Below are 22,511 nucleotides of genomic sequence, written 5' to 3' on the forward strand. Positions count from 1 at the left end.
CATCTTGAAAGGAATAAAATTTTCAATTTGCACTGTTAAATTTAACAAATAAAATTTCGTTTATAAAACCAGATAAAATGGAAGAAAATACAACTACGTTGGATATTAGAGCCATCAATGAAAAAATTGAAAGAGAAAGTGCTTTTATTGATTTGCTGACCTATGAAATGAACAAAGTAATTGTTGGTCAAAAGCATATGATTGAACGTTTGTTAATTGGTCTTTTGGGGCAGGGACATATCTTGTTGGAAGGAGTTCCGGGTTTAGCTAAAACCTTAGCTATTAACACCTTATCTCAAGCTGTTCAAGGTTCGTTTAGTCGAATTCAGTTTACACCCGATTTACTTCCAGCCGATGTAATTGGTACGATGATTTACAACATCAAACAAAATGAATTTTCCATCAAAAAAGGACCCATTTTTGCCAATTTTGTGCTTGCTGATGAGATTAATCGTGCCCCGGCAAAAGTGCAATCTGCTCTGTTGGAAGCTATGCAGGAAAAACAAGTGACCATTGGTGACACGACTTTTAAATTAGACAAACCTTTTTTAGTATTAGCTACTCAAAATCCGATTGAACAAGAAGGAACTTATCCGTTACCCGAAGCTCAAGTCGATCGTTTTATGTTAAAAACAGTAATTGATTATCCAAAAATGGAAGACGAACGAATGGTTATTCGTCAAAATTTAAAAGGAAGTCATGAAAAAGTAAACGCCGTCATTTCTATTGAACAAATATTGAGAGCACAAGAAGCAGTTCGTGAAGTTTACATGGATGAAAAAATTGAAAAATATATTTTAGATATCATCTTCGCTACTCGTTTCCCTGAAAAATATAAATTAGAAAGTCTAAAACCATTAATCAGTTTCGGTTCATCTCCCCGAGGAAGTATCAATTTAGCTACTGCAGCAAAATGTTATGCATTTATCAAACGTCGTGGTTATGTAATTCCGGAAGATGTTCGTGCAGTGGTTCATGATGTGTTGCGTCATAGAATAGGCATCACGTATGAGGCAGAAGCTGAAAATATTACTTCAGTTGAAATGATCAACAAAATAGTAAATGAGATTGAAGTACCTTAAATTTTAGTTTACAGCTTTATATCTGTTAACTTTCTGCGACTGAAAACTGCGACTGAAAACTACTGAAGATGGAAACAAAAGATCTACTCAAAAAAGTACGAAAAATAGAAATCAAAACCCGAAGATTGAGCGATCACATCTTTTCGGGTGAATACCACACGTCTTTTAAAGGCCGTGGGATGACTTTTTCAGAAGTGCGTCAGTATCAATTTGGTGATGATGTTCGAGCCATTGATTGGAATGTAACAGCTCGCTACAACGATCCCTATATCAAAGTTTTTGAAGAAGAACGTGAGTTGACCATGATGTTAATGGTAGATATTTCCGGTTCTGAAAGTTTTGGAACAAAAAATCAGTTGAAAAGTGAAATTGTAACAGAAATAGCAGCAACAATGGCTTTTTCAGCTACTCAAAACAACGACAAAATTGGATTGATTTTATTTTCCGATGAAATTGAGCTTTATATTCCACCAAAAAAAGGGAAATCACACGTGTTGCGAATTATTCGTGAATTAATCGAATTTCAACCCAAAAGCAATAAAACTAATATTTCAAATGCATTGAAATTTTTATCCAGTGTGATGAAAAAGAAAGCTATTGTTTTTTTTATTTCTGATTTTATTACCGAGGATAATTATGAAAATACCCTTAAAATTGCAGGGAAAAAGCATGATATAACCGGAATTCGAGTGTTTGATATTCGTGAAGAAAAAATGCCAAATATCGGAATGGTAAATATGCTCGATGCTGAAACAGGCGAAACAATGTTAGTAAACACCAATTCAAAATCGATTAGGATGGAGTATGAAAAATATTACCACGAAAAAGTAATTTTTTTCAAAGAAACTTTTTCAAAATGTGGTTCAGGAACTGTAAACACAAGAGTAGATGAAAGTTATGTAACTAAATTATTAAGCTACTTTAAATCCAGATAATCATTAGCAAATTTCAAACTAACCTTTGTGAATAGCTGTGAAACAAAACATGAAAATAAAATTATATATATTCTTTATTCTGTTCTCAACCATAGTTTTTGCTCAACAAAAAAGAGTGACAACTTCGGTAGATAGTAATAAAGTTAAAATAGGAGCTCAAATTAATTTGACTTTAAAAACTTCGGTTGATACACTTTCAAAAGTGACTTTTCCGGAAGGTAAATTATTTGGACGTTTAGAAGTACTAGAAAGTTATCCTACCGATACAATCAAGGAAAATTTTAAGTATCAACTAATTAAGAAATATGGTTTAACTCAATTTGATAGCGGAAAATTTGTCATTCCTTCTCTACAAGTTATAATCAATTCAAAACCTTATCCAACTGATAGTGTTTTGGTTGAAATTTCAAATGTGGTAGTTGATACGCTAAAACAACAGATGTATGATATTAAAGATATTACCCAAGTTGATAATGACGGATGGCCTTGGTGGATATATCTATTGATTTTAGTTGTTTTAGCAGGGATTGGCTATTTGATTTATTATTTAATTCAAAAAAACAAAAAACCTAAAGTTGAAGAAATTGTTTATGCTTCGCCGATTGAAAAAGCAACAGCTCACCTAAAAACATTAGAAAAAAAGAGCTTAGTAGAAAGAGGAGAAGTTAAAGCTTATTATTCTGAGTTGACAGATATTGTCAGAACATATATTGAGGAAGCCATCGAAATTCCGGCAATGGAAAGCACTACCGACGAATTGATTGCAGCTTTCAAAATTGCAATTGTAAAAAAGAAATTAGCTTTAAATGATGAAACAATAAAAAATCTCGAAAAGGTTTTAAAACAAGCAGATTTAGTAAAATTTGCCAAATCAAAACCACTTGAATTTGAAATTGTAGAAGACAAATCAAAAATTGAAAAAACAATTTATAAAATTCACCAATCAATTCCTGAAGTTGTAGAAGAAGAGTTAGTAGACAATGATTTTAACAAAGATAAAATCCTAAAAAGAAAAAGAAAACGCAAAATCACAACCCTTGTTTTATCATTTATAGTTTTACTTTTTGTAGTGATGGGAATTTTAATTGTAACCAAAGGATTTGAATTTGTAAAAGACACAATCATTGGTCATCCAACCAAAGAGTTATTGGAAGGGGAATGGGTTTTGAGCGAATACGGTAATCCACCCATAAAAATTGAAACTCCAAAAGTGTTGAAACGAATGGATGTTTATAAATACATGAACAAAGAATCGTCTTCCTTGATGAAAGACATGCAAATGTTTGGATATGGAGCTATTTTAGATCATTATTACATTGTTATAATGACTAATAAATTTAAAGAAGAAATTAAGATTGACTTAGCAAAAGCAATGGAAGGGTCGCTCGAAATAATGGAAGCACAAGGAGCACAGAATATTTTATTGAAACAAGAAGAATTCAGTTCTAAAGAAGGTTTTAACGGATTAAGAGGCTATGGTACAATGACAATTATTGATCCAATAACAAAGAAAAGCAGAAAAGCCTATTATGAAATGATTTACTTTTCTCAAGAGGGAGGTTTGCAACAAGTCATGGTGTTACAAGATGAAGGAGATGAATCAGCTAATCAAATTACAGAACGAATTATGAATTCTGTTGAAATTGCCAAAATGAAATAACTATGGAAAACATCACCTTTTTACATCCAAAGTTTTTTTGGTTATTCACTTTATTGCCGGTTGCAATAGCATGGCATATTTGGAAGCGAAATAAACAAACGGCAACATTAAAAGTGAGTTCTTTGAAAGGATTTAAAGTAAAAAGTTCAGTCTTGCCTAAACTAAAACCAATTCTTTTTGTGTTAAGAATTTTAGTTTTAAGTTTTTTAATTGTTGCTTTAGCAAGACCAAGAACCGTTGACATCAGTAATAAAACAAAAACCACTCGTGGAATTGATATAGTTATTGCAACAGACGTTTCCGGGAGTATGTTAGCCAAAGATTTAAAACCAAATCGATTGGAATCGTTAAAAAAAGTGGCTGCTAATTTTGTAAATGACCGTCCCAATGATCGATTTGGTATAGTGGTTTATGCCGCTGAAAGTTATACAAAATCGCCTGTAACCAGTGATAAATCGGTTGTGATTAATGCCATCAAAAGTATTCAATATGATAATATTATTAAAGATGGAACCGGAATAGGAATGGGTTTGGCCACTGCCATTAATCGATTAAAAGACAGTAAAGCAAAAAGCAGAGTCATCATTTTGTTGACAGATGGGGTGAACAATGCAGGATTTATAGAGCCTGAAACGGCAGCTGATATTGCAAGAGAATATGGAATTAAAGTTTATACAATAGGTTTAGGAACAAATGGCATGGCTGAGTTTCCTTATGCCTATGCACCTAAAGGAGGTTTTTTATTCCGAATGATGCCTGTAGAAATTGATGAAGCTTTAATGAAAAGCATCGCAAAAAAAACAGACGGAAAATATTTTAGAGCCACTAGCAATAGTAAGCTCAAAGAAATTTATGAAGAAATCAATAAATTAGAAACAACAGAAATAGAAGAACAAAAGTTTTATAATTTCGACGAAAAGTTTCGTCCTTTTGTTTGGATTGCCGGATTATTATTATTGGTAGAAATTTTGTTAAGACAAACAATTTTTAGAGGTTTTATATAATATGTACGAACTGGACGAAAAAAAATATTTATACTTTTTAGCCATTATCCCAATAATTGTGCTGTTTTTTCTATTAAATTTATATTGGAAAACAAAAAAGCAACGTGAATTTGGAGATATTGAATTGGTAAAAAAATTAAGCCCTGACAAATCAATTTTTAAACCGATTTTGAAAATTGTTGTTTTGTTGTTCGCTTTTGTTTGCATTGTCATAGGATTAGTAAATCCAAAAATTGGCACTAAATTAGAAACTGTTAAACGAGAGGGAATTGATGTGGTATTTGCCATCGACATTTCAAAAAGTATGTTGGCAGAAGATGTTGCTCCTAACCGTTTAGACAAATCCAAACAAATTGTTTCTCAAATCATTAATCAGTTGGGAAGTGATAGAATCGGAATTGTAGCTTATGCAGGTAGTGCTTTCCCTGTTTTGCCCATAACGACTGATTATGGTGTGGCAAAAATGTATTTGCAAAGCATGAATACCGATATGGTTTCCTCGCAAGGAACTTCATTGGAAGATGCAATTAGGATGTCGGCTAACTATTTTGACAAAGGCAATTCGACAAATAAATTGATAGTTTTAATTTCTGATGGTGAAGATCATTCAGAAGGTTTTGAAGGAGCCATTGAAGAAGCCAAAAAAATAAAGGCAAAAATTATTACCATCGGTGTTGGAACAGAAAAAGGAGGCCCAATTCCTATCAAAAGAAATGGTGTTGTGGAAAGTTTTAAACGAGACCAAAATGATGAGGTGGTTGTTACAAAATTAAACACCGAAGTTCTAAAACAAATTGGAAAAGGAACCAAAGGTGGTTATGTATATGGGAGCAATACCAAAGAAGTGCTAGAATACGTTAAAAAAGCATTGGATAATATTGAAAAAACAGAATTTGAAACGACACAAATTGCTGATTTTCAATCACAGTTTCAATGGTTCTTAGGTTTTGCTTTTTTATTTTTAATGATAGATGTTTTTCTATTGGAACGAAAAACAGGATGGATAAACAAGTTGAATTTATTTAATGAAAAGAAAGCATGAAACAAAATTTAACCATTTTACTTTTAATGCTATCCTATTTTCTACAAGCTCAGGAAGAGAAAAAAGAAAAAGATAAAGTATTACCAAAAGCTAATAAAGAATTTGTGGCTAAAAATTTTACAGAAGCAGAAGCACAATACCGTGTTTCAAATTCTAAAGGAGTTTCCGGAGCCACACCAGTCTATAATTTAGGAAATTCTATTTATAAACAAAATCAGCCAAGCGAAGCAAAATATGCTTATGCGAAAGCCATAGAAAAAGCCAAAACTAAACCGGAAAAACACAAAGCTTTTCACAATTTAGGTAATGTGTTTATGAAAGAAAAGCAATATGCAAAAGCCGTTGAAAGCTATAAAAATGCCTTACGGAATAATCCAACCGATGAAGAAACCCGATATAATTATGCCTTAGCAAAACTGTATTTAAAAAACAATCCGGAAGATCCTGAAAAAGACAAAAAAGACGACAAAAAAGACGACAAAAATCAGGATAAAAAAGATGACGGAGATAAAGATAAAAAAGAAGATAAAAAAGACGGCGATAAAGACAAAAATCAGGATAAAAATGACGGGAAAAAAGACCAAGATCAAAAAAGTCAGTCAAAGCCACAACCATCCGGGATTTCAAAAGAAAGTGTCCAAAATTTATTAGACGCAGTCAATAATGAAGAAAAGAAAGTGCAGGAAAAAGTGAATGCTCAAAAAGTAAAGACGAAACCTGTTCAAACGGAAAAAGATTGGTAAAAAAAATGAAAAAGTTTCTATTCATAGTATTATTAAGCTGTCAGGCAATTTTTGCCCAAGTTCAGTTTGAGGCCAAAGTGAGTAAAAACTCGTTGGGTTTAAATGAACGTTTAAGGGTAGATTTCACCATGAATGTAGACGGTGATAATTTTATTCCGCCTTCGTTTGATGGCTTTAGAGTCGTTGGCGGGCCAAGTCAGCAAGTGAGTCAGTCATGGGTTAATGGTAAAAGTTCATTCAATAAAACTTATTCCTATTTTTTATTGCCTACACAAAAGGGTACTATTTCAATTAAACAAGCTGCAATCGAGTACAATGGACAAGTTTATAAAACAACACCTATTTCAGTAAAAGTTTCGGATGCCGTTGAACAACCCAGAGATCCGATTGACAATTCAGTTTCCATAAACGATGCTTTATATTTAGTGGCCGATGTCAGTAAAACAAATCCATATTTAAACGAACCTATTACGGTCGTTTATAAACTGTATTTCAGTCACAATATTGGAATTACAAATTGGCAGGAATTAGATAAGCCTAAATATAATAATTTTTGGAGTCAAAACATTGATATTAAGCAATTAATAGCAGAAGAAGGAACTTTTAAAGGGGAACGTTTTCGTTACGTGGTACTCAGAAAAACAGTTTTGTATCCTCAAAAAACGGGTAGTCTTGAAATTGAACCCTTGTCATTGGATATCGATGTTGAATTGCCTACTAACCGAAGAAATATTTTTGGTCAAGTAATGTTGACCAAAGACCATAAACGTGTTTCTGCAGGAAGTAAAATAATTTCTGTAAAACCGCTTCCCGAAAATGGCAAACCAATTGATTATTCAGGAGCAGTCGGTAAATTTGATTTTAAAGTTATCCCATCCCGAACCAATTTAAAAAATGGTGAAAGCATGGATTTAGAAGTGAGTATTTCCGGAAACGGAAACCTCAAATTGTTTAGTTTACCTAAACCGGTTGTGCCTACAGCCTTAGAAATGTATGATCCGGTACATACCGAAAATGTGAATACTCCTTTGACAGGAATGAGTGGAAAAATTACTGATAAATATACCATAATTCCACAATTTAAAGGAAATTACACTATCAAACCTTTGCGGTTTTCATACTTTGATTTAAGTACGGGGAAGTATAAAACGATTATATCAGAAGAAATTATAATTAACGTGACAGATGGACCATTCCAAAATGGTAATCTGACAGCAAAAACAACAGAATCTGTTGATAAAAAAGCTATTTCTGCCGGGGATCAATTTAAATTCATTCACTTAAAAACGAAATTTTCTTCCATAAATAAGCAAGATTTCTTTGGTTCAAACCTTTATTATGTTTTAGTTAGTATTCCCTTTTTATTGATTCCGTTTATTGTTTTATTCAAAAAGAAAAAAGAAGCTATTGATAGAGATGTTGTTGGGAATAAATTGAAATTAAATAATAGGTTAGCAAAGAAATATTTGTCAGAGGCTAAAAAACAATTAGGTAATAAAGAACCATTTTATGTAGCATTAGAAAAATCACTGCACAATTTCTTGAAAGCAAAACTTAAAATTGAAACTTCAGAAATGAGTAAAGAGATTATCAAAGAAACTTTAGCAAATAAAAAAGCACAAACGGAAACTATTGAATTTTTTATTCAACTGACTGAAAATTGTGAATTGGCAAGGTATGCTCCATCATCAACAGTTGCTATGCAACACGATTATGACAAAGCGGTTTTAGTAATATCAGAACTGGAAAAACAAATTTCTTAATTAAAAACCATGAAGAATATAATTTATCTATTCCTCTTTTTAACTCAAACTTTTTGGGCTCAAAGTGTTTTTGACAATGGAAACGATCAGTATCGAAAAGGAAATTATCAAGAAGCAATTAAGGCTTATGAGAGCATTTTAGAAGGTAAAAAAGAATCATGTGATTTATATTTTAATTTGGCGAACAGCTATTACAAACTCAATAAAATTGCTCCTGCGATATATTATTATGAAAAAGCACTTTTGATAAGTCCCAACGATAAAGACATCAGAAACAATTTAAAATTTGCTAAAAACAGAACTATCGACGATATAAAAGAAACTCAAAAAGTTGGTTTTGAAAAGTTACTCAGAAATTTTACAGGCTTATTTCACTACAATACTTGGGGAATAATTTCTATAGGATTTTCTGTCTTATTTTTACTTTTTTTCATGGGGTATTATTTTTCTCAAACAGCCATTTTTAAACGTGTTTTCTTTTTGGGGATGCTCTTTATTCCATTCTTGATTTTTGCCGCTATTGGGGCTGCTATATTTGACAAAAATGATTATCAAAGCGAGCGTCCGGCTATTGTTTTTGAAGAAATACTTTCCGTTAAAAATGAACCTCGGGAAAATGCAACAGAGGCTTTTGTGTTGCATGAAGGTACAAAAGTTTACGTTCTTGAAACGATAGAAAATTGGAAAAAAATCCAACTTTCAGACGAAACAGAAGGATGGGTTCAAAAAGAGGCAATCAAAGAGTTGAAGTAGTCTCGTCGTAACTCTTTTTAATATCATCAATCCATCGCGTTAACATCGGCATCAAAAAGGCTGTTGTAGTTAATATTGGTTTGTAGAATATTGATTTCTCTTGTTTTTCTTTAGAAATAAATTGATTGTTAATATTTATCTTTTGGACTAAATTCAAAAAAATTCCAATTAACAAAGCTGTTTTCAGCACACTAAAAATTCCGCCGGCTAATTTGTTTACCCAACCTAAAAAAGCAAAATCGGCTATTTTAGTAAATATTTTTGCTAATAAATGAACTCCAATAACTACCAAAATTAAAGTCAATATAAAAGCAGTAATTTGAATGGTTTGCGGATTCCAACTCACAAACCCTTCTAAAAAAGATTTCACTAAATAGGAAAATTTAATTGCAAGAAAAACACCCAATACGAAAGAAATTATTGAAGCGATTTCTACAAAAACACCATTTTTGATTCCATTGTATAAACTAAAAACAAGTAATAATCCAATTGTAATATCTAAAAAATTCATTTCTAATTTTTTACTAAAATAGTAATTTATGTTTAATCAATATCAACTTCTTATCTTTGCCAAAAAATAATAGTGATTGATGGCAGAAATTATTCTTCCATCTTCCCACTTTCATCTTCCATCATGTCAAGAGATATTCAATTAAAAGAACGTTGGGAAAACGTTGTCCAACTATTATCAAATCAATTTGCTGAAGGCGAAATGCTTGATTTAGATGCCATTATATATTTAATTGGTGTTCAAGAGTTGGGTAAAGTGAAACAAACTTTCAAAAAGGACGAAAAAATTGAGTTAATGCACATTGCAATTTGTCGATTATTAGAACCTTATGGTTATTATGAATTTGAATTTTTTGATAATGATGGTTGGCCTCATTATAAAGTAAAAGAAGTATTACCGCCACTAAAAGCAGGCGAACAATCCGTTTTGATGAAAGATGCCATTGTAAATTATTTTCTGGAAAGAGAATTAATCAATTAATTCATTTTATTTTGAGATCGGACAAGTTGCAACTAGTCCCTATTAATAAATTTTCCCTAAATTTGTAGCTTTATATCACGAACGATGATAGATAAGATTAAAGAATATATTAGCGAAGCTCAGGCTTTTCAAACGGATAACAAAGAAACTTTAGAACAATTCCGAATAAAATATTTAGGAAGCAAAGGCTTATTGAAAGACTTGTTTACCGAGTTTAAAAATGTTCCTAATGAACAGAAAAAAGAATTCGGACAAGTTATTAACACACTAAAGAATACAGCCGAAGAGAAAGTGAAATCTATTATAGAATTACTGGAAAGTAAAGAAGAGACAGTTGGTCTTTTTGGCGATTTGACTCGCCCGGGAGAACCTTTTCCGATAGGTTCTCGTCATCCAATATCATTAGTAAAAAATCAAATTATCGATATCTTTTCCACCATCGGATTTAACGTTTCCGAAGGTCCAGAAATTGAAGACGATTGGCATAATTTCACTGCCTTGAACTTGCCCGAATACCATCCGGCGAGAGACATGCAAGACACTTTTTTCATCCAAACCAATCCTGATGTTTTGCTTAGAACACATACCTCATCTGTGCAAGTTCGTTATATGGAAAACAACAAACCACCAATTAGAACGATTTCTCCGGGACGAGTTTTCCGTAATGAAGCCGTTTCTTCGCGTTCACACTGTATTTTCCATCAAGTGGAAGGATTGTATATTGATAAAGATGTTTCGTTTGCCGATTTAAAACAAACACTTTTATATTTCACCAAGGAAATGTTTGGAAAGTCAAAAATTCGTTTGCGACCGTCTTACTTTCCATTTACTGAGCCAAGTGCTGAGGTAGATATTTATTGGGGTTTAAAAACCGAAACAGATTACCGTATCACTAAAGGAACCGGCTGGCTAGAAATTATGGGTTGCGGAATGGTTGATCCAAACGTTTTGAAAAACTGTGGCATAAATGCTGACGAATACAATGGTTTTGCTTTTGGAATGGGCATTGAACGTATTGCTATGTTATTATACCAAATTGGCGACATTCGAATGTTTTATGAAAATGATGTGCGTTTTTTAGAACAATTTAAATCTAGTATATAATTTAACTAGCAATTAAACCTTTCAGGTTTAGATAATTTGAATGAAATCCGATATTATTATCCCAAAAGTAGAAAATGTATTTATGGCCGCTGTACAGGAGTGGAGCGATGACTTTATGGATAAGGTTTGGTATGTTTATCTTGTAAACGACAGTGATTTTGATTTAGATAGCGTAATGGTTGTTTCCAAAGCTTTCGGAACGATAAAAGGAGAAATGAAAAAAACATCTTTGCTGCGTCATGCTTTTATCAAAGTTCCATCTGTTTCAGTAATAAAAGTGGAAATGGTTGAGCAAAGTGTCTTGGCACTTAACAATGAATTTATGGTGACTTATTTTATTGGAAACACGTTATACGATAAAAAATTTATTTTCAGAACCAACACTATTAATGAACAGGCTACTCAAGAAGTGCCTGTTTTGTTTAAGAATGGGGTGGTGGTGAAGTAAAAGAATATAGAAAATAGAGAATAGAAAATAGACCAAATCTATAAGTTTTAAGTCTATTCTCTTAATATTAATCCAGCTTATCCGTCAGTTTTTTAAACACACTTTTAGGATCTTTCCCTTCGTATAAAATTTCATAAACGGCGTCAATAATTGGCGTTTTTGCTTGATAGTTTTGGTTCAGTTTATAGGCACTTTTCACCGCATAATAACCTTCCGCAACCATGCTCATTTCCATCATAGCACTTTTTACGGTATATCCTTTTCCAATCATATTTCCAAACATTCGATTTCGGGAAAACACAGAATAACCGGTCACTAATAAATCGCCTAAATAAGCAGAATCATTAATATTCCGTTTCATGCGGTGTACTTTTTTGATGAACTTTTTCATTTCACGAATGGAATTACTCATCAATAAAGCCTGAAAATTGTCGCCATATCCTAAGCCGTGAGCCATACCGGCTGCGATGGCGTAAATATTTTTTAACATGGCAGCATATTCCGTTCCGATAATATCATCGGAAATTTTTGTTTTGATGTATTTACAAGATAAATTTTGAGCCACCACTTTTGCTTTTTTTGCATCAGCACAAGCAATTGTCAAATAAGAAAGACGTTCTAAAGCAACTTCTTCTGCGTGACATGGACCAGTAATAACACCAATATTTTCATAAGGGATGTCGTATTTTTTGTGAAAATGTTCACCAACAATTAAAAACGTTTCCGGAACAATTCCTTTAATGGCAGAAAAAATGACTTTATGTTCAAATGATTCCGTTAATTTTTCTAATTCAGTATTTAAAAAGGCAGAAGGAATTGCAAAGATAAGGTAATCGGCATAAGCAACCGCTTTGTTTATATCAGTAGTAAGCTTTAATTTATTGGTGTTAAATTCAACAGAACTCAAATAGTTAGGATTGTGTTTTTCTGCTTTGATGTGGTCAATCGCGGTTTGATTTCGCATATACCAACAAATTTCTGTTTGGTTTTCGCAAAGCATTTTTGCTATCGCAGTTGCCCAGCTACCACCACCGATAACAGCAAATTTTGGTGAATCGTTCATTTTGTTTGTTTGTTTGGAAAGGTAAATTTAACTTAAATTTTTAAAATCATATCCCAAAATTCGAATCAATTTATCGGAACTAATTGTTTTTCCAATAGAAGTCAGACTTTCATTAAATTGCGGAAAAGCTAAATTGTATTCTATCGCTTTTTCTGTATAATATCTTTTTCGGGTAGGATGAAAAGGAGCCACAGCATTAAAAACTTCACCCCAACAATCCTGTTCCATTATTCTTTCAATAATTGCAATGCAATCTTCCTGATGAATTAAATTAATTGGAGCTTCCGGATTTTCCAAGTTAGTTCTTCCGGCTAAAAAACGAATTGGATGTCTGTCTTCACCAATTAAACCACCAAAACGAAGGATTGTTGTTCGAAAAAAAGTAATGTTTTGTAATAATTTTTCAGAAGCCAAAAGTTGAAGACCACTTTCTGTCTCTGGATTTGGAATTGTATTTTCAGTTACTACGGTATTATCATCTGCATAAACGGAAGTTGAACTGATAAAAAGCACTTTATTTATTGTAGACTGTTCAATAAAAGGAAGTAATATTTTTATTTTTGAGACAAAACTTTCGTTAGAATTTCCTCTTAATTTGGGAGGAATAGCAATGATAAGTATTTCAGAATTTAGAAGAAAGTTTGAGATATCTCCTTGAATTTCATTTTCATCAAGAGATAAGAGAAAAGAGAAAATGCCCACTGGCTTCATTACTTCTAATTTAGAAAAGGAAGTTGTCGAACCGTTTATTGAATAATTTTTGCTTAGTAGTGATTTTGCTAAGGGAAATCCTAACCAGCCACATCCTAAAATACTAATTTGCTTCAAGACTATCTTTTTTTATGATAATTGAATCTTTAATTACTTCGTAATTCTCGGAATCTAAATTTTGTTTTTCGATTGGTTTTGCCTTAAAAATTTTCTTTTTCACCACAATTGCATCATTTAGAACAAAAGGCATTGGGATAAATTCATCCGGACGATTTGGAATAGAAAACATCGAATTTTCCAATAAATCAAAGGCTGAAATCATAACTTCCATTTCTAAATCGGCTTCTTTTGAGATTTGGAAACTAAGTGTCAAAGGTTTATTGTCAATGGGATAATAATTTAATAATCTTGAATCTTTTCTTTTGTAAAAGCTTCCTTTTTGATTTATAGCTATAATTCCATTGGCTTTCATATTGTGAAATTTCAACTTTTCATCTGCAAAAACATCCATTCTATTCATATTTCTGTTTGGATTAATTTGTAATGTAACAGAACGGTAATTCCCAATGATTGTATCGCGAAGAAAAGTAAAAGTAGGTTCTGAAATATTTTTTCTTGGAGCTTCAGCAGCATAACTAAATCCGGAATTATATTTACTGCTTACTGTGTTTTTATTTAAATTATCACCTGATTTTGGAGATTCTCCTAAATATTTTTTTGTCCAAGGATCCAATACTTTATCATAAGTTGCCCAATAATATTTATGTGAATTAGCATCAGCAATGTATAATAAACTATTTGGCTTAGCCTTTCCTTTTTCAAAACCACTAGTGAAGTGAGCTTTGATTAAAAAAGCAAAAGCAAGAACAAAAAACAACCATCCCCAAACTTTTTTATTGGAAAAAGCTCCAAAAACCGGAATTAATAATGAGAAAACAAAGACTACAAATAAAGCACTTCCGGTTAACATTTTTAGCCCTAACCCAATTGGAAATAATTGAATAAAAGGCACCAAAATAACCAGCATTGGAATGCTTAACGCAATGTTTAAAAGCAAATTTGACTTATTGTTGTAAACAAATTTACCTAAACTAAATATACCAAAATAGGCAGGAACAATAAAAAAAGATGCTCCTTCTAAATAGACAATAACAACTATATTGATGATTAACCAAAAGAATAACGGAGCTACAAAAAAACTTACAGTAGTTTTAGAATTTACAAATTTAGAATAAATCCAAAAGCAAATGGCGATAGAAATGAAGACAAAAGCAAGTATGTAACTATGACCATTATATGTAAATCCATGAAGCATATCTTGGTATTCGGGATATAAGGACTGAATCATTTTCCATCCAAAGAAAACAACAATTCCGGAAATTAGCAATGAACCAAAAAGTGGAATGAATCCTTTTAATACATCTTTGAAATCTAACACATGTTTTCCTAATCCAAGAATGACAACCCCAAAAAACAAAACATATGCAACAATCAATAATGGTAAATTCCAACTAAAAGGATAGTGAATAAAACCAAAGGGAATACTAAAATAAATATGATCTTCATTTGTTTTTAAATTTCTTAGATCTGCATTTGAAAAATGAGTAAGCAAAGGCATTAAATAGGTTGCTTGATGTTCTAAAGATTCCGGAGTAAAGTTTTCAAAATTATCTTGAACAGTATGGTAATCAAAATGGTCGTCAATAAAAGCAAAATTAAAACCCGGAATATCGGCGGTCTCTCTAAAAGCAGTTAAATCCGTATCATTAGGAAGCATTTTGTAGATGCTATACATCAGTGAATTTGATAAGGTATAATCAGGATTAGCCTCAGCAAAACCTTTAATTAAATTGGCATTACCACCATTGGTTTCCGCAAGCATCATCGAAGGGCCTTTGGTGCCACGAGCTTCAAAGTTCAACACAAGTCCTACATTTTTTGCCCACGGATGTTCTGAAGCAAAAGCATACGCCCCATTTAAACCGAGTTCTTCGGCATCAGAAAACACTATGATTATATCGTTTTTGTTTGGAGAATTATTGTGAAGAAAGGTTCGAATACCTTCTAAAATAACAGCTAATCCATTCGCATCATCACTGGCTCCATACGATTTTGAATGTGGAGCACTATCGTAATGTGTTAATAATAGCAAGGCTTTTGAAGAATCGGAACCTTTGATTCGGGTAATAATATTTTGTGTTTCAACTAAGTTGTTCCATTTACTTAAAACAGCACTTTTTTGAATTTCGGTTTCTAAACCCAATTTTTTTAATTCAGTATCCAGATAACTAACAACATTCTGATGATAAGAACTGCCTACATAATGTGGTTCTTTCGAAATAGTTTTTATATGCTTTAATGCTCTTACGGTAGAAAATTCAGAAAGAGGGACATTTTCCTTTGAAGATTCACTGGGCATCATTCGATAAAAAATAAAAGCAATAATTCCGGTAATCAGTAATGCCGAAAGTAGTGAGGTATAATTTTTTTTCATCATTATGTAGGTTAGTTACTTTAAATTAATGGTCTTTTTTGACTAGCATATAATAATCGTTTTCTAAAACCATATAGCCCTGATCATATAAAAAATGATAGGTATTACCCGTTTTTGTATGCAAAATAGAAGTGAAATAGTCAAAATCAAAACCTTTACTAAGTAACTTTGATTTGGTGGTTTTACTCTTTCCCTCCACATTTAGTTCGCACAAAATACGGTAATTTTTGCGTAACTTGTTATTGATGTTACGCATTAAATTGGTACTGTCTTTGTTTATTTTGTTATTGTAAGCATTCCTACAACCGTCGCTGCAAAATTTTTTATCTTCGCGGCCAATAATTTTTTCGTCACATTCTAAACAGTTTTTTGTCATAATTTCACTTTAAATTTTCAATGTCATTAAGTAGATTTTTACCTTTTCTTTCGATATCAGTTGTAATATCTTGGTATTCTTCTAAGTTGTCTTTGCTAATTGAAATCTTTTGATTCATACTTTTTATATTTAAAATCTTAATTTCATACCCCCAGATAACATCTTCTTCTGCTTCTTCAATGATTTCAATTCCTTCTCTCAAATTTCCTAGAAATCTTGTCATTATAATGTAATCAACATCAATTTTCTCAATAATTGGAATACAATATTTCTTGTCAAAAACTCCTTGAAAAGTAACTCCTAATAGTTTTCTGTTTGGAAAAGGAACGATAGTAAAACCTTCCTTTTTACTAATTTCAGATTCAATAGTTCTATTAAAATCATTCTGGCCATAACCGTTAGAACATTGTAAAACGATAATCTTTTTGTTAGATTTTACTTCATTTTCGATAGAATCATTTTCAGAAATATTGACTTTTGTTTTATTAAAGACAGCTTCATTATTCTTTGTATTTGTATCAACAGTTACTTGATGTAATTCATTTTTTGAATTACAACTAATCATAAAAATGAAAATTAAAGTAAATATTTTTAAGGAATTATTCATTTTGTTTAAGAATTTAATTTTAATAGATTAAAATAAATTTTCTTTATGTTTTAAGGTATATAGTTTTGTTTTTCTGCAAGATACAAAAAATTATTTTCCATTTGCAAACGGTTACAAACAGTTACAACCGAAAGTAAATGATTTTGTACCGAATAAATTTTGCAAACCGTTAAATCTTTGCATCGTCGAAAACAAACAACGACAAAATTAATTTATAAACCATTTAAATTTTTACAAGCCATGAAAGCATTAAAAAACAAAGTTCAGTTAATCGGTCATGTAGGCAAAGACCCAATCATCAAAGATTTTGAAGGAGGAAAAAAATTAGCCAATTTATCACTCGCAACCAAAGATGTCTATTTGAGCAAAAAAGGAGATCAAGTAGAACAAACCCAGTGGCACAATATTGTAGCTTGGGGAAAAACGGCAGAAATCATCGAACGATTTGTTGAAAAAGGAAAACAAATTGGCATCACCGGAAAACTTACTTCCAGAACTTATGATGATAAAGAAGGAAACAAACGCTACGTGACAGAAGTAGTTGTGAGTGAATTGCTTTTGATGAAATAATTAATCAATAGCAATACAAAAGTCAAATTCAAAAATCAATAATAAACAATTTTAATTATTAATAGAATCTAGAACGAGTTCAGATTAAAACTTTAAATTTTATACGCCATGAACACAATGAAAAACAGAGTACAGTTAATCGGTCATGTAGGAAATGACCCGGAAGTAAAAACCTTTGAAGGTGGAAAAGTAGCCAATTTAAATATTGCTACGAATGATTCATACACCAACAAAAAAGGAGAGAAAGTAGAACAAACGGAATGGCATCGTATTGTTGCCTGGGGTTCTACAGCAGAAATTATCGAAAAATTCGTGACCAAAGGAAAAGAGATTGCCATTGAAGGTAAGTTATCCACCCGAAGCTACGACGATAAAGATGGAAACAAACGCTACATTACAGAAGTGGTTGTTAGTGATGTGATGTTATTAGGAAAATCAAATTAAACCATTAAACACAAGAAATCATGAATATTAAACATTTCAGAGTTCGTGTGAGTGGGGAACATTTACAGAACGATCAAAACGCCATCAATCAATTTTTGAATGAAGTAGTCGTTAAAAAAACAGCCACCAATTTTATTGCAGGAATGATTGATTATTGGTCCGTATTAGTCTTTTTCGAACCTAAAATTAGCGAATCGAAAGAATCCAAAGAAGAGGAAAAAGTGACTGTTTCCAGTTTTGAAGAATTAAGTTCGGCAGAGCGAAATACCTTAAATTCCTTGAAAAATTGGAGAAGCGAAAAATCAAACAAATTAGGTTTGCCACAATACATGATTTGTCACAATTCGGAACTTATGACCATTGCAAAAGTTAAACCGGAATCAGTTGATGAGTTAAAGAAAATCAAAGGTTTTGGTGAACAAAAAATCTCTCGTTATGGTACAGATATTATTTCTTTATTGAGAGCGAGTTAATTAGTTTGATCCATTTTTGATTAGTTTAAAAAACCATCTGCTGCGTCGGATGGTTTTTTTTGTATATTTAAAGTCCTAATTTTAAATTAATTAACCATGGCAATAAAAAGTTATCAAGGAGAATTAGTTGGTAAAGCAGCTCCAAAAGCAGAAGAAATCCGAGTGGAACATTACATGAACAAGGCTGTTGTAAGTTTTAAAACAACTCAAGATATTATAGAAATCATGGATGCTTTAGTGAAAAATGGAATTTCCGGAGGACCCATTGTTTCAGAATCTAATGAAGTGATTGGTTTTATTTCCGAGGGTGATTGTATTAAGCAAATGACAGAAAGTAAATATTATAATTTACCGTTAGAAGAAATGAGTATTGAGCATTACATGACTACAAGTGTCATTTGTGTGGGTCCTGAAGACAGTTTATTAGATATCGCAAACAAGTTTTTAGCGACCAAAAAAAGAAATTTTCCGGTGGTTCACGACGGAAAACTAATAGGTTTAATTAGTCAGAAAAATGTTTTAAAAGCGGTGCTTGATTGGAAAGGCACACATTATCCGCGTCATTAATAGAACAATTCTTTAGCTACTCTATACGTGTTTGCATGAGCATCAACAATCGTTTTGATGTTCGGTGAATAACCACCACCCATACTTACTTGAACGGGAATTTCGTATTTTTTACATAAATCAAATACAATTTCATCTCTTTTTTTACAACCTTGTATTGTGCAGGAAAGTTTTCCTAGTTTGTCTGATTCTAAAATATCAACACCAGCCAAATAAAATATAAAATCCGGTTTTTGTGAATCAATTATATGAGGAAGATTATTCAAAAGTAGTTTTAAAAACGAATCATCAGTAGTTCCATCAGGTAAATCGATATCTAAATCAGAACATTCTTTTTTAAACGGATAATTTGATTTGCCATGCATTGAAAAGGTAAAAACTGAGGTGTTATTTCGAAAAATCTGTGCGGTTCCGTTTCCTTGATGTACATCTAAATCAACAATAACTATTTTCTTGGCTAACTTTTGATTGAGCAGAAACATTGCACCGATTGCTTGATCGTTCAATAAACAAAAAGCTTCGCCATGATTACTATATGCATGATGTGTTCCGCCGGCAATGTTAAAGGCAATTCCTTTCTCAAAAGCTTTTTCACAACCTATAATTGTGCCGTTGGCAATTCGCAATTCGCGTTCAACAAGCTCTTTTGACAACGGAAACCCAATTTTTCGTGCGGCTTTTGGTTCCAATGTTAATTGAATCAAATCATTTACATATTCGGAAGTGTGAACGGACAAAACATGTTTCAAATCCGGAAGATCCGGTTCAAAAAAATCAGATGAAGCAGCGGTTCCTTCATATACCAACTGTTGTGGCAGCAATTCATATTTTTGCATCGGAAACCGATGACCATCAGGTAAAGGATGTTTATAAATAGAATGAAAAGCAATGGGAATCATTGATAGCGATCAAAAGTTATAGGCCATAACCATCTTCAAATTTTCGCAATATAATTTGCTTCGCTTTTGAGTCGTAATAGGTTAGAATAAAATAGTCTTTATATTTTATAGTGTTTTGAAGCGTTATCGTACTGTTTTCTTGTAAAAATCCGGACATAAAGTCAATGGCTAAGGGACTAAACGGAATATTTTTAGATTTAAATTCGGTGTCAAATCGACACTCAAAATACACATTTTGTAAAACCTCATCAAATCCGGCATCCGGCATAGGTACATCACCTCCTAACATAAGCCCACCAATAGTAATCAATGCCCCTAAAGCCACGCCGTCATAAGAAACAACGTTGTTGGTTCCGCCGACAGTGAGAAGTAAATCCCCTTGCATTTCGTAGACGGATATTCCCGTCGATTTATTGTTTAATCGCTTTAAAAACTTTTGCGTGTTTTTTATCTCTTGTGGTTGATAATCAGCATTTTGATAATATAATGGAGAATTTTTAAAACTAATTTGTTCACTTTCCAATACACTGTAACTAATCACGGGTTCAATTCCCTGATAATCGTGCTTAGCAAGTACTAATTGCGTTTCATTTGCTTTAAATTGGTACAGTTTTTCCTGAACATAAAAAGAATTGGAATTTCCTGCACCGGAAGCTAATGTAGGTTGTGAAAAAAGTTTTTCAGTAATTGCAAACGTATTCCAATCGATTTCAAAGGCTTGTGTTTGTAAAGAAAAAGGGTCCAACGTTATAAGTAATTTATCTTTTAAAGGATAAATTTTTATTTTATTAACGGCTAAAAATAATGGGGTAAAAAAATCATTGTCAATAATTTCAATTGGATTTGTTGCGAGGTATTCTGCAATCGCCGCTGGAGCAGAACCGGGTAAATTTAATTTAAAAGCACTAAAATCTAAAATTTTTTCATCGTAGCGGTTACCTCTGAGAATATATAATTTTAGTTGCTTATCTTTCTTTTGATAACTCAAAAAATACAGTTGATTGTTTTGTTCAAACGATGCTAGGATGTTTTCATCAGTAAATGGAATGTCAAAAAAAATAGTGGCTATTTTACGTTGAACAAAATCATAAGTAACTGCCATCACTTTTCTGTTGTCCTCAGTTGCCCAATAGAAAACAATATTTCTTTTATGATTAAAACTGTTCCCAATAACTCTTGGATAATTTTTATCCGTTTTTGTTTGTAAGCTATCATCAAAAAAAAGAGCAGAATTGTATTTTAACAGCGTTGTATTGTCTTTATCTGCCGCTAAAACATAAAGTTCATGCGTTGAAACATCAACTTTTGAAATCAGTTGATGATATATGGTTGATCTTTTGAATTCTAAGTCAGTCGAAACAATTTTAGTTTGGCTAAATAAACCAAACATGCAAAACAACAACACTAAGGTTAAACTCTTTTTCATGATTTTTAAGCTACTGTTAATCAAAGATACTTTAAATTGCTCGCTCCATTAAAATTGGAAGAACTTCTCCTATGTTATTTAACGTTTTGAAATTACGATGTTCAATCGTATAATCAATTCGCTCATAGGCCCAAGTAGTTTGATAAGGGATGTGAATCGCGTGACCTTCCAATTTCAAAACAGGTAATACATCCGATTTTAAAGAATTTCCAATCATCACAAAATTATCCGGTTGAATATCCAATCGGCCCAGCATTTTTTGATAATCTATTTCCGTTTTATCCGACATCACTTCAATGTGGTGAAAGTAATGACCAATGCCCGAATCATGTAATTTTCGGTGTTGGTCTTTTAAATCACCTTTGGTGGCAACAATTAATTTATGTGTCCCGTTTAATTGTTGTAAAACATTTGCTACTTCCGGTAATAATTCAACTGGTTTTTGCAACAAATCTTTTCCAATGGCCATAATCTGTTCAATCCCTTTTCCTGTAATCTGATGATTGGTTAGTTGCAAAGCTGATTCAATCATCGAAAGTGTAAAAGCCTTGATGCCAAAACCATATAAGGGTAAATTCTTGACTTGATGATTTAAAATCAGACCCAGTATTTCCTGACTCGAAGCAAAATCTTGAAACAAACGACAAAAGCGTTCCTGAGCTTCATCAAAATAAGGCTCGTTGTGCCACAAGGTGTCGTCTGCATCAAAAGCGATTACTTTTTTGGTCATAAACAGTAAAATTTGTCTTCACTCCAATTGGATGGATTGTTTTCTATATAATTTTGAATACGTTCAAACGAAATTGAATTTCGGATAATATGATCGTGAAATTTCGAATGCCATTTAAATTTTGGATTTATTACGCGTGATTCTCTTGTTACAATAGACTTATAAGAACGAATTATTGATGAAATTGAACCTGATTTTGGCGAAATTTCAGAAAAAAATCGATTTTTACCATCTTCCTTTGTACAGACGTTGCATTGCAACGTCTCTATCGTTGCCGTATTATTAATAATCAAAATCCCATGAACGTGATTTGGCATCACCACATAATTTCCTAATTCAACAAACGGAAAATGTTCCGGTATTTTTTCCCAAAAACTTTCTGCTAGGATTCCGATTTGTGATAATTCCATTTCTTTGGATGCTTCATTGACAACAATTTCTCCAAAGAAATGTTTTCGATTGGCTGTGCAAATGGTGATAAAATAGGCACCATTACTTCTATAATCCCAATTTTTTAGGCGTGCAGAATCTATGCGATATTTATTATTGAATTTTTTTGGCATACATTTTTCATTTTGGCTTTTAAAATATTAATTTTATTCTGTACAGACGTTGCATTGCAACGT

Annotated in this window: 25 protein-coding genes; 15 read left to right on the forward strand and 10 right to left on the reverse strand. The window is 32.2% G+C overall.

Annotation, left to right across the window (positions count from 1 at the left end):
- The first annotated feature begins 77 nt into the window (after positions 1–77).
- The 8 genes from ACIQ2Z_RS00685 to ACIQ2Z_RS00720 all read left to right on the forward strand — a co-directional run bounded on the left by ACIQ2Z_RS00685 (position 78) and on the right by ACIQ2Z_RS00720 (position 8,982).
- A complete protein-coding gene (locus tag ACIQ2Z_RS00685; RefSeq protein WP_396182252.1) occupies positions 78–1,082 on the forward strand; it encodes an AAA family ATPase in 1,005 nt (334 codons plus the stop codon).
- 68 nt (positions 1,083–1,150) lie between these two features.
- A complete protein-coding gene (locus ACIQ2Z_RS00690) occupies positions 1,151–2,017 on the forward strand; it encodes a DUF58 domain-containing protein (RefSeq protein WP_396182253.1) in 867 nt (288 codons plus the stop codon).
- Positions 2,018–2,066: 49 nt separating this feature from the next.
- Positions 2,067–3,677, forward strand: coding sequence for a hypothetical protein (locus ACIQ2Z_RS00695; protein ID WP_396182254.1), 1,611 nt, complete (start codon positions 2,067–2,069; stop codon positions 3,675–3,677).
- Positions 3,678–3,679: 2 nt separating this feature from the next.
- Positions 3,680–4,681, forward strand: a complete 1,002-nt coding sequence (locus tag ACIQ2Z_RS00700) for a VWA domain-containing protein (protein ID WP_396182255.1) — start codon at positions 3,680–3,682, stop codon at positions 4,679–4,681.
- Between the two features lies 1 nt (position 4,682).
- Positions 4,683–5,723, forward strand: a complete 1,041-nt coding sequence (locus ACIQ2Z_RS00705; RefSeq protein WP_396182256.1) for a VWA domain-containing protein — start codon at positions 4,683–4,685, stop codon at positions 5,721–5,723.
- Entirely contained in the window at positions 5,720–6,466 is a 747-nt protein-coding gene (locus ACIQ2Z_RS00710; RefSeq protein ID WP_396182257.1) for a tetratricopeptide repeat protein, read from the forward strand. Before ACIQ2Z_RS00705 ends, ACIQ2Z_RS00710 begins: the two co-directional genes overlap by 4 nt.
- Positions 6,467–6,471: 5 nt before the next feature.
- Complete coding sequence (locus tag ACIQ2Z_RS00715) at positions 6,472–8,229, forward strand: BatD family protein (RefSeq protein ID WP_396182258.1); 1,758 nt, start codon at positions 6,472–6,474, stop codon at positions 8,227–8,229.
- Between the two features lie 9 nt (positions 8,230–8,238).
- Positions 8,239–8,982 carry a tetratricopeptide repeat protein gene (locus ACIQ2Z_RS00720; protein WP_396182259.1) on the forward strand — a complete coding sequence of 248 codons (744 nt, stop codon included), beginning with the start codon at positions 8,239–8,241 and terminating at the stop codon, positions 8,980–8,982.
- Here the strand turns inward: ACIQ2Z_RS00720 and ACIQ2Z_RS00725 are convergent.
- On the reverse strand, positions 8,966–9,493 hold the full coding sequence (locus ACIQ2Z_RS00725) for a CvpA family protein (protein ID WP_396182260.1): 528 nt from the start codon (positions 9,491–9,493) through the stop codon (positions 8,966–8,968). The genes ACIQ2Z_RS00720 and ACIQ2Z_RS00725 overlap by 17 nt on opposite strands.
- Before the next feature lie 123 nt (positions 9,494–9,616).
- On the opposite strand from ACIQ2Z_RS00725, the gene ACIQ2Z_RS00730 reads away from it, so the two are divergent.
- From ACIQ2Z_RS00730 to ACIQ2Z_RS00740, 3 genes are all read left to right on the forward strand, one after another.
- Positions 9,617–9,973 carry a hypothetical protein gene (locus ACIQ2Z_RS00730; protein ID WP_396182316.1) on the forward strand — a complete coding sequence of 119 codons (357 nt, stop codon included), beginning with the start codon at positions 9,617–9,619 and terminating at the stop codon, positions 9,971–9,973.
- Between the two features lie 84 nt (positions 9,974–10,057).
- Positions 10,058–11,077: a phenylalanine--tRNA ligase subunit alpha gene (gene pheS / locus ACIQ2Z_RS00735; RefSeq protein ID WP_396182261.1), complete on the forward strand. Its 1,020-nt coding sequence runs from the start codon at positions 10,058–10,060 to the stop codon at positions 11,075–11,077.
- Between the two features lie 40 nt (positions 11,078–11,117).
- Positions 11,118–11,525: a hypothetical protein gene (locus ACIQ2Z_RS00740; RefSeq protein ID WP_396182262.1), complete on the forward strand. Its 408-nt coding sequence runs from the start codon at positions 11,118–11,120 to the stop codon at positions 11,523–11,525.
- Positions 11,526–11,592: 67 nt separating this feature from the next.
- Here ACIQ2Z_RS00740 and ACIQ2Z_RS00745 read toward each other — a convergent pair whose 3' ends face one another.
- From ACIQ2Z_RS00745 to ACIQ2Z_RS00765, 5 genes are read right to left on the reverse strand one after another with little or no spacing between them, the layout of a single operon-like run.
- Entirely contained in the window at positions 11,593–12,588 is a 996-nt protein-coding gene (locus ACIQ2Z_RS00745; RefSeq protein ID WP_396182263.1) for an NAD(P)H-dependent glycerol-3-phosphate dehydrogenase, read from the reverse strand.
- A gap of 27 nt (positions 12,589–12,615) precedes the next feature.
- A complete protein-coding gene (locus ACIQ2Z_RS00750) occupies positions 12,616–13,416 on the reverse strand; it encodes an SDR family NAD(P)-dependent oxidoreductase (protein ID WP_396182264.1) in 801 nt (266 codons plus the stop codon).
- A complete protein-coding gene (locus ACIQ2Z_RS00755; protein ID WP_396182265.1) occupies positions 13,403–15,793 on the reverse strand; it encodes a M28 family peptidase in 2,391 nt (796 codons plus the stop codon). Before ACIQ2Z_RS00755 ends, ACIQ2Z_RS00750 begins: the two co-directional genes overlap by 14 nt.
- Before the next feature lie 25 nt (positions 15,794–15,818).
- The gene (locus tag ACIQ2Z_RS00760) at positions 15,819–16,169 is read right to left on the reverse strand and encodes a hypothetical protein (RefSeq protein WP_396182266.1); all 351 of its coding nucleotides are present in this window, start codon (positions 16,167–16,169) and stop codon (positions 15,819–15,821) included.
- Between the two features lie 4 nt (positions 16,170–16,173).
- Positions 16,174–16,734, reverse strand: coding sequence for a hypothetical protein (locus ACIQ2Z_RS00765; RefSeq protein WP_396182267.1), 561 nt, complete (start codon positions 16,732–16,734; stop codon positions 16,174–16,176).
- A 282-nt stretch (positions 16,735–17,016) separates the two neighbouring features.
- On the opposite strand from ACIQ2Z_RS00765, the gene ACIQ2Z_RS00770 reads away from it, so the two are divergent.
- The 4 genes from ACIQ2Z_RS00770 to ACIQ2Z_RS00785 all read left to right on the forward strand — a co-directional run bounded on the left by ACIQ2Z_RS00770 (position 17,017) and on the right by ACIQ2Z_RS00785 (position 18,830).
- On the forward strand, positions 17,017–17,346 hold the full coding sequence (locus ACIQ2Z_RS00770) for a single-stranded DNA-binding protein (RefSeq protein ID WP_396182268.1): 330 nt from the start codon (positions 17,017–17,019) through the stop codon (positions 17,344–17,346).
- 117 nt (positions 17,347–17,463) lie between these two features.
- Complete coding sequence (locus ACIQ2Z_RS00775) at positions 17,464–17,790, forward strand: single-stranded DNA-binding protein (RefSeq protein WP_396172384.1); 327 nt, start codon at positions 17,464–17,466, stop codon at positions 17,788–17,790.
- A gap of 20 nt (positions 17,791–17,810) precedes the next feature.
- Complete coding sequence (locus ACIQ2Z_RS00780; RefSeq protein ID WP_396172375.1) at positions 17,811–18,263, forward strand: HRDC domain-containing protein; 453 nt, start codon at positions 17,811–17,813, stop codon at positions 18,261–18,263.
- 96 nt (positions 18,264–18,359) lie between these two features.
- Positions 18,360–18,830, forward strand: coding sequence for a CBS domain-containing protein (locus ACIQ2Z_RS00785; RefSeq protein ID WP_396172376.1), 471 nt, complete (start codon positions 18,360–18,362; stop codon positions 18,828–18,830).
- Here the strand turns inward: ACIQ2Z_RS00785 and ACIQ2Z_RS00790 are convergent.
- From ACIQ2Z_RS00790 to ACIQ2Z_RS00805, 4 genes are read right to left on the reverse strand one after another with little or no spacing between them, the layout of a single operon-like run.
- Positions 18,827–19,729 (reverse strand): histone deacetylase, encoded by a 903-nt coding sequence (locus tag ACIQ2Z_RS00790; RefSeq protein WP_396172377.1) that lies wholly within the window; start codon positions 19,727–19,729, stop codon positions 18,827–18,829. The two genes, ACIQ2Z_RS00785 and ACIQ2Z_RS00790, sit on opposite strands and share 4 nt — an antisense overlap.
- 16 nt (positions 19,730–19,745) lie before the next feature.
- Positions 19,746–21,155: a hypothetical protein gene (locus ACIQ2Z_RS00795; RefSeq protein WP_396182269.1), complete on the reverse strand. Its 1,410-nt coding sequence runs from the start codon at positions 21,153–21,155 to the stop codon at positions 19,746–19,748.
- A gap of 31 nt (positions 21,156–21,186) precedes the next feature.
- A complete protein-coding gene (locus ACIQ2Z_RS00800; RefSeq protein ID WP_396182270.1) occupies positions 21,187–21,885 on the reverse strand; it encodes an HAD family hydrolase in 699 nt (232 codons plus the stop codon).
- Entirely contained in the window at positions 21,882–22,448 is a 567-nt protein-coding gene (locus ACIQ2Z_RS00805; protein WP_396182271.1) for a transposase, read from the reverse strand. The genes ACIQ2Z_RS00800 and ACIQ2Z_RS00805 overlap by 4 nt, the downstream gene beginning before the upstream one ends.
- Positions 22,449–22,511 lie beyond the last annotated feature (63 nt).

It is taken from the genome of Flavobacterium sp., from assembly GCF_044361015.1.
GTDB lineage: Bacteria > Bacteroidota > Bacteroidia > Flavobacteriales > Flavobacteriaceae > Flavobacterium.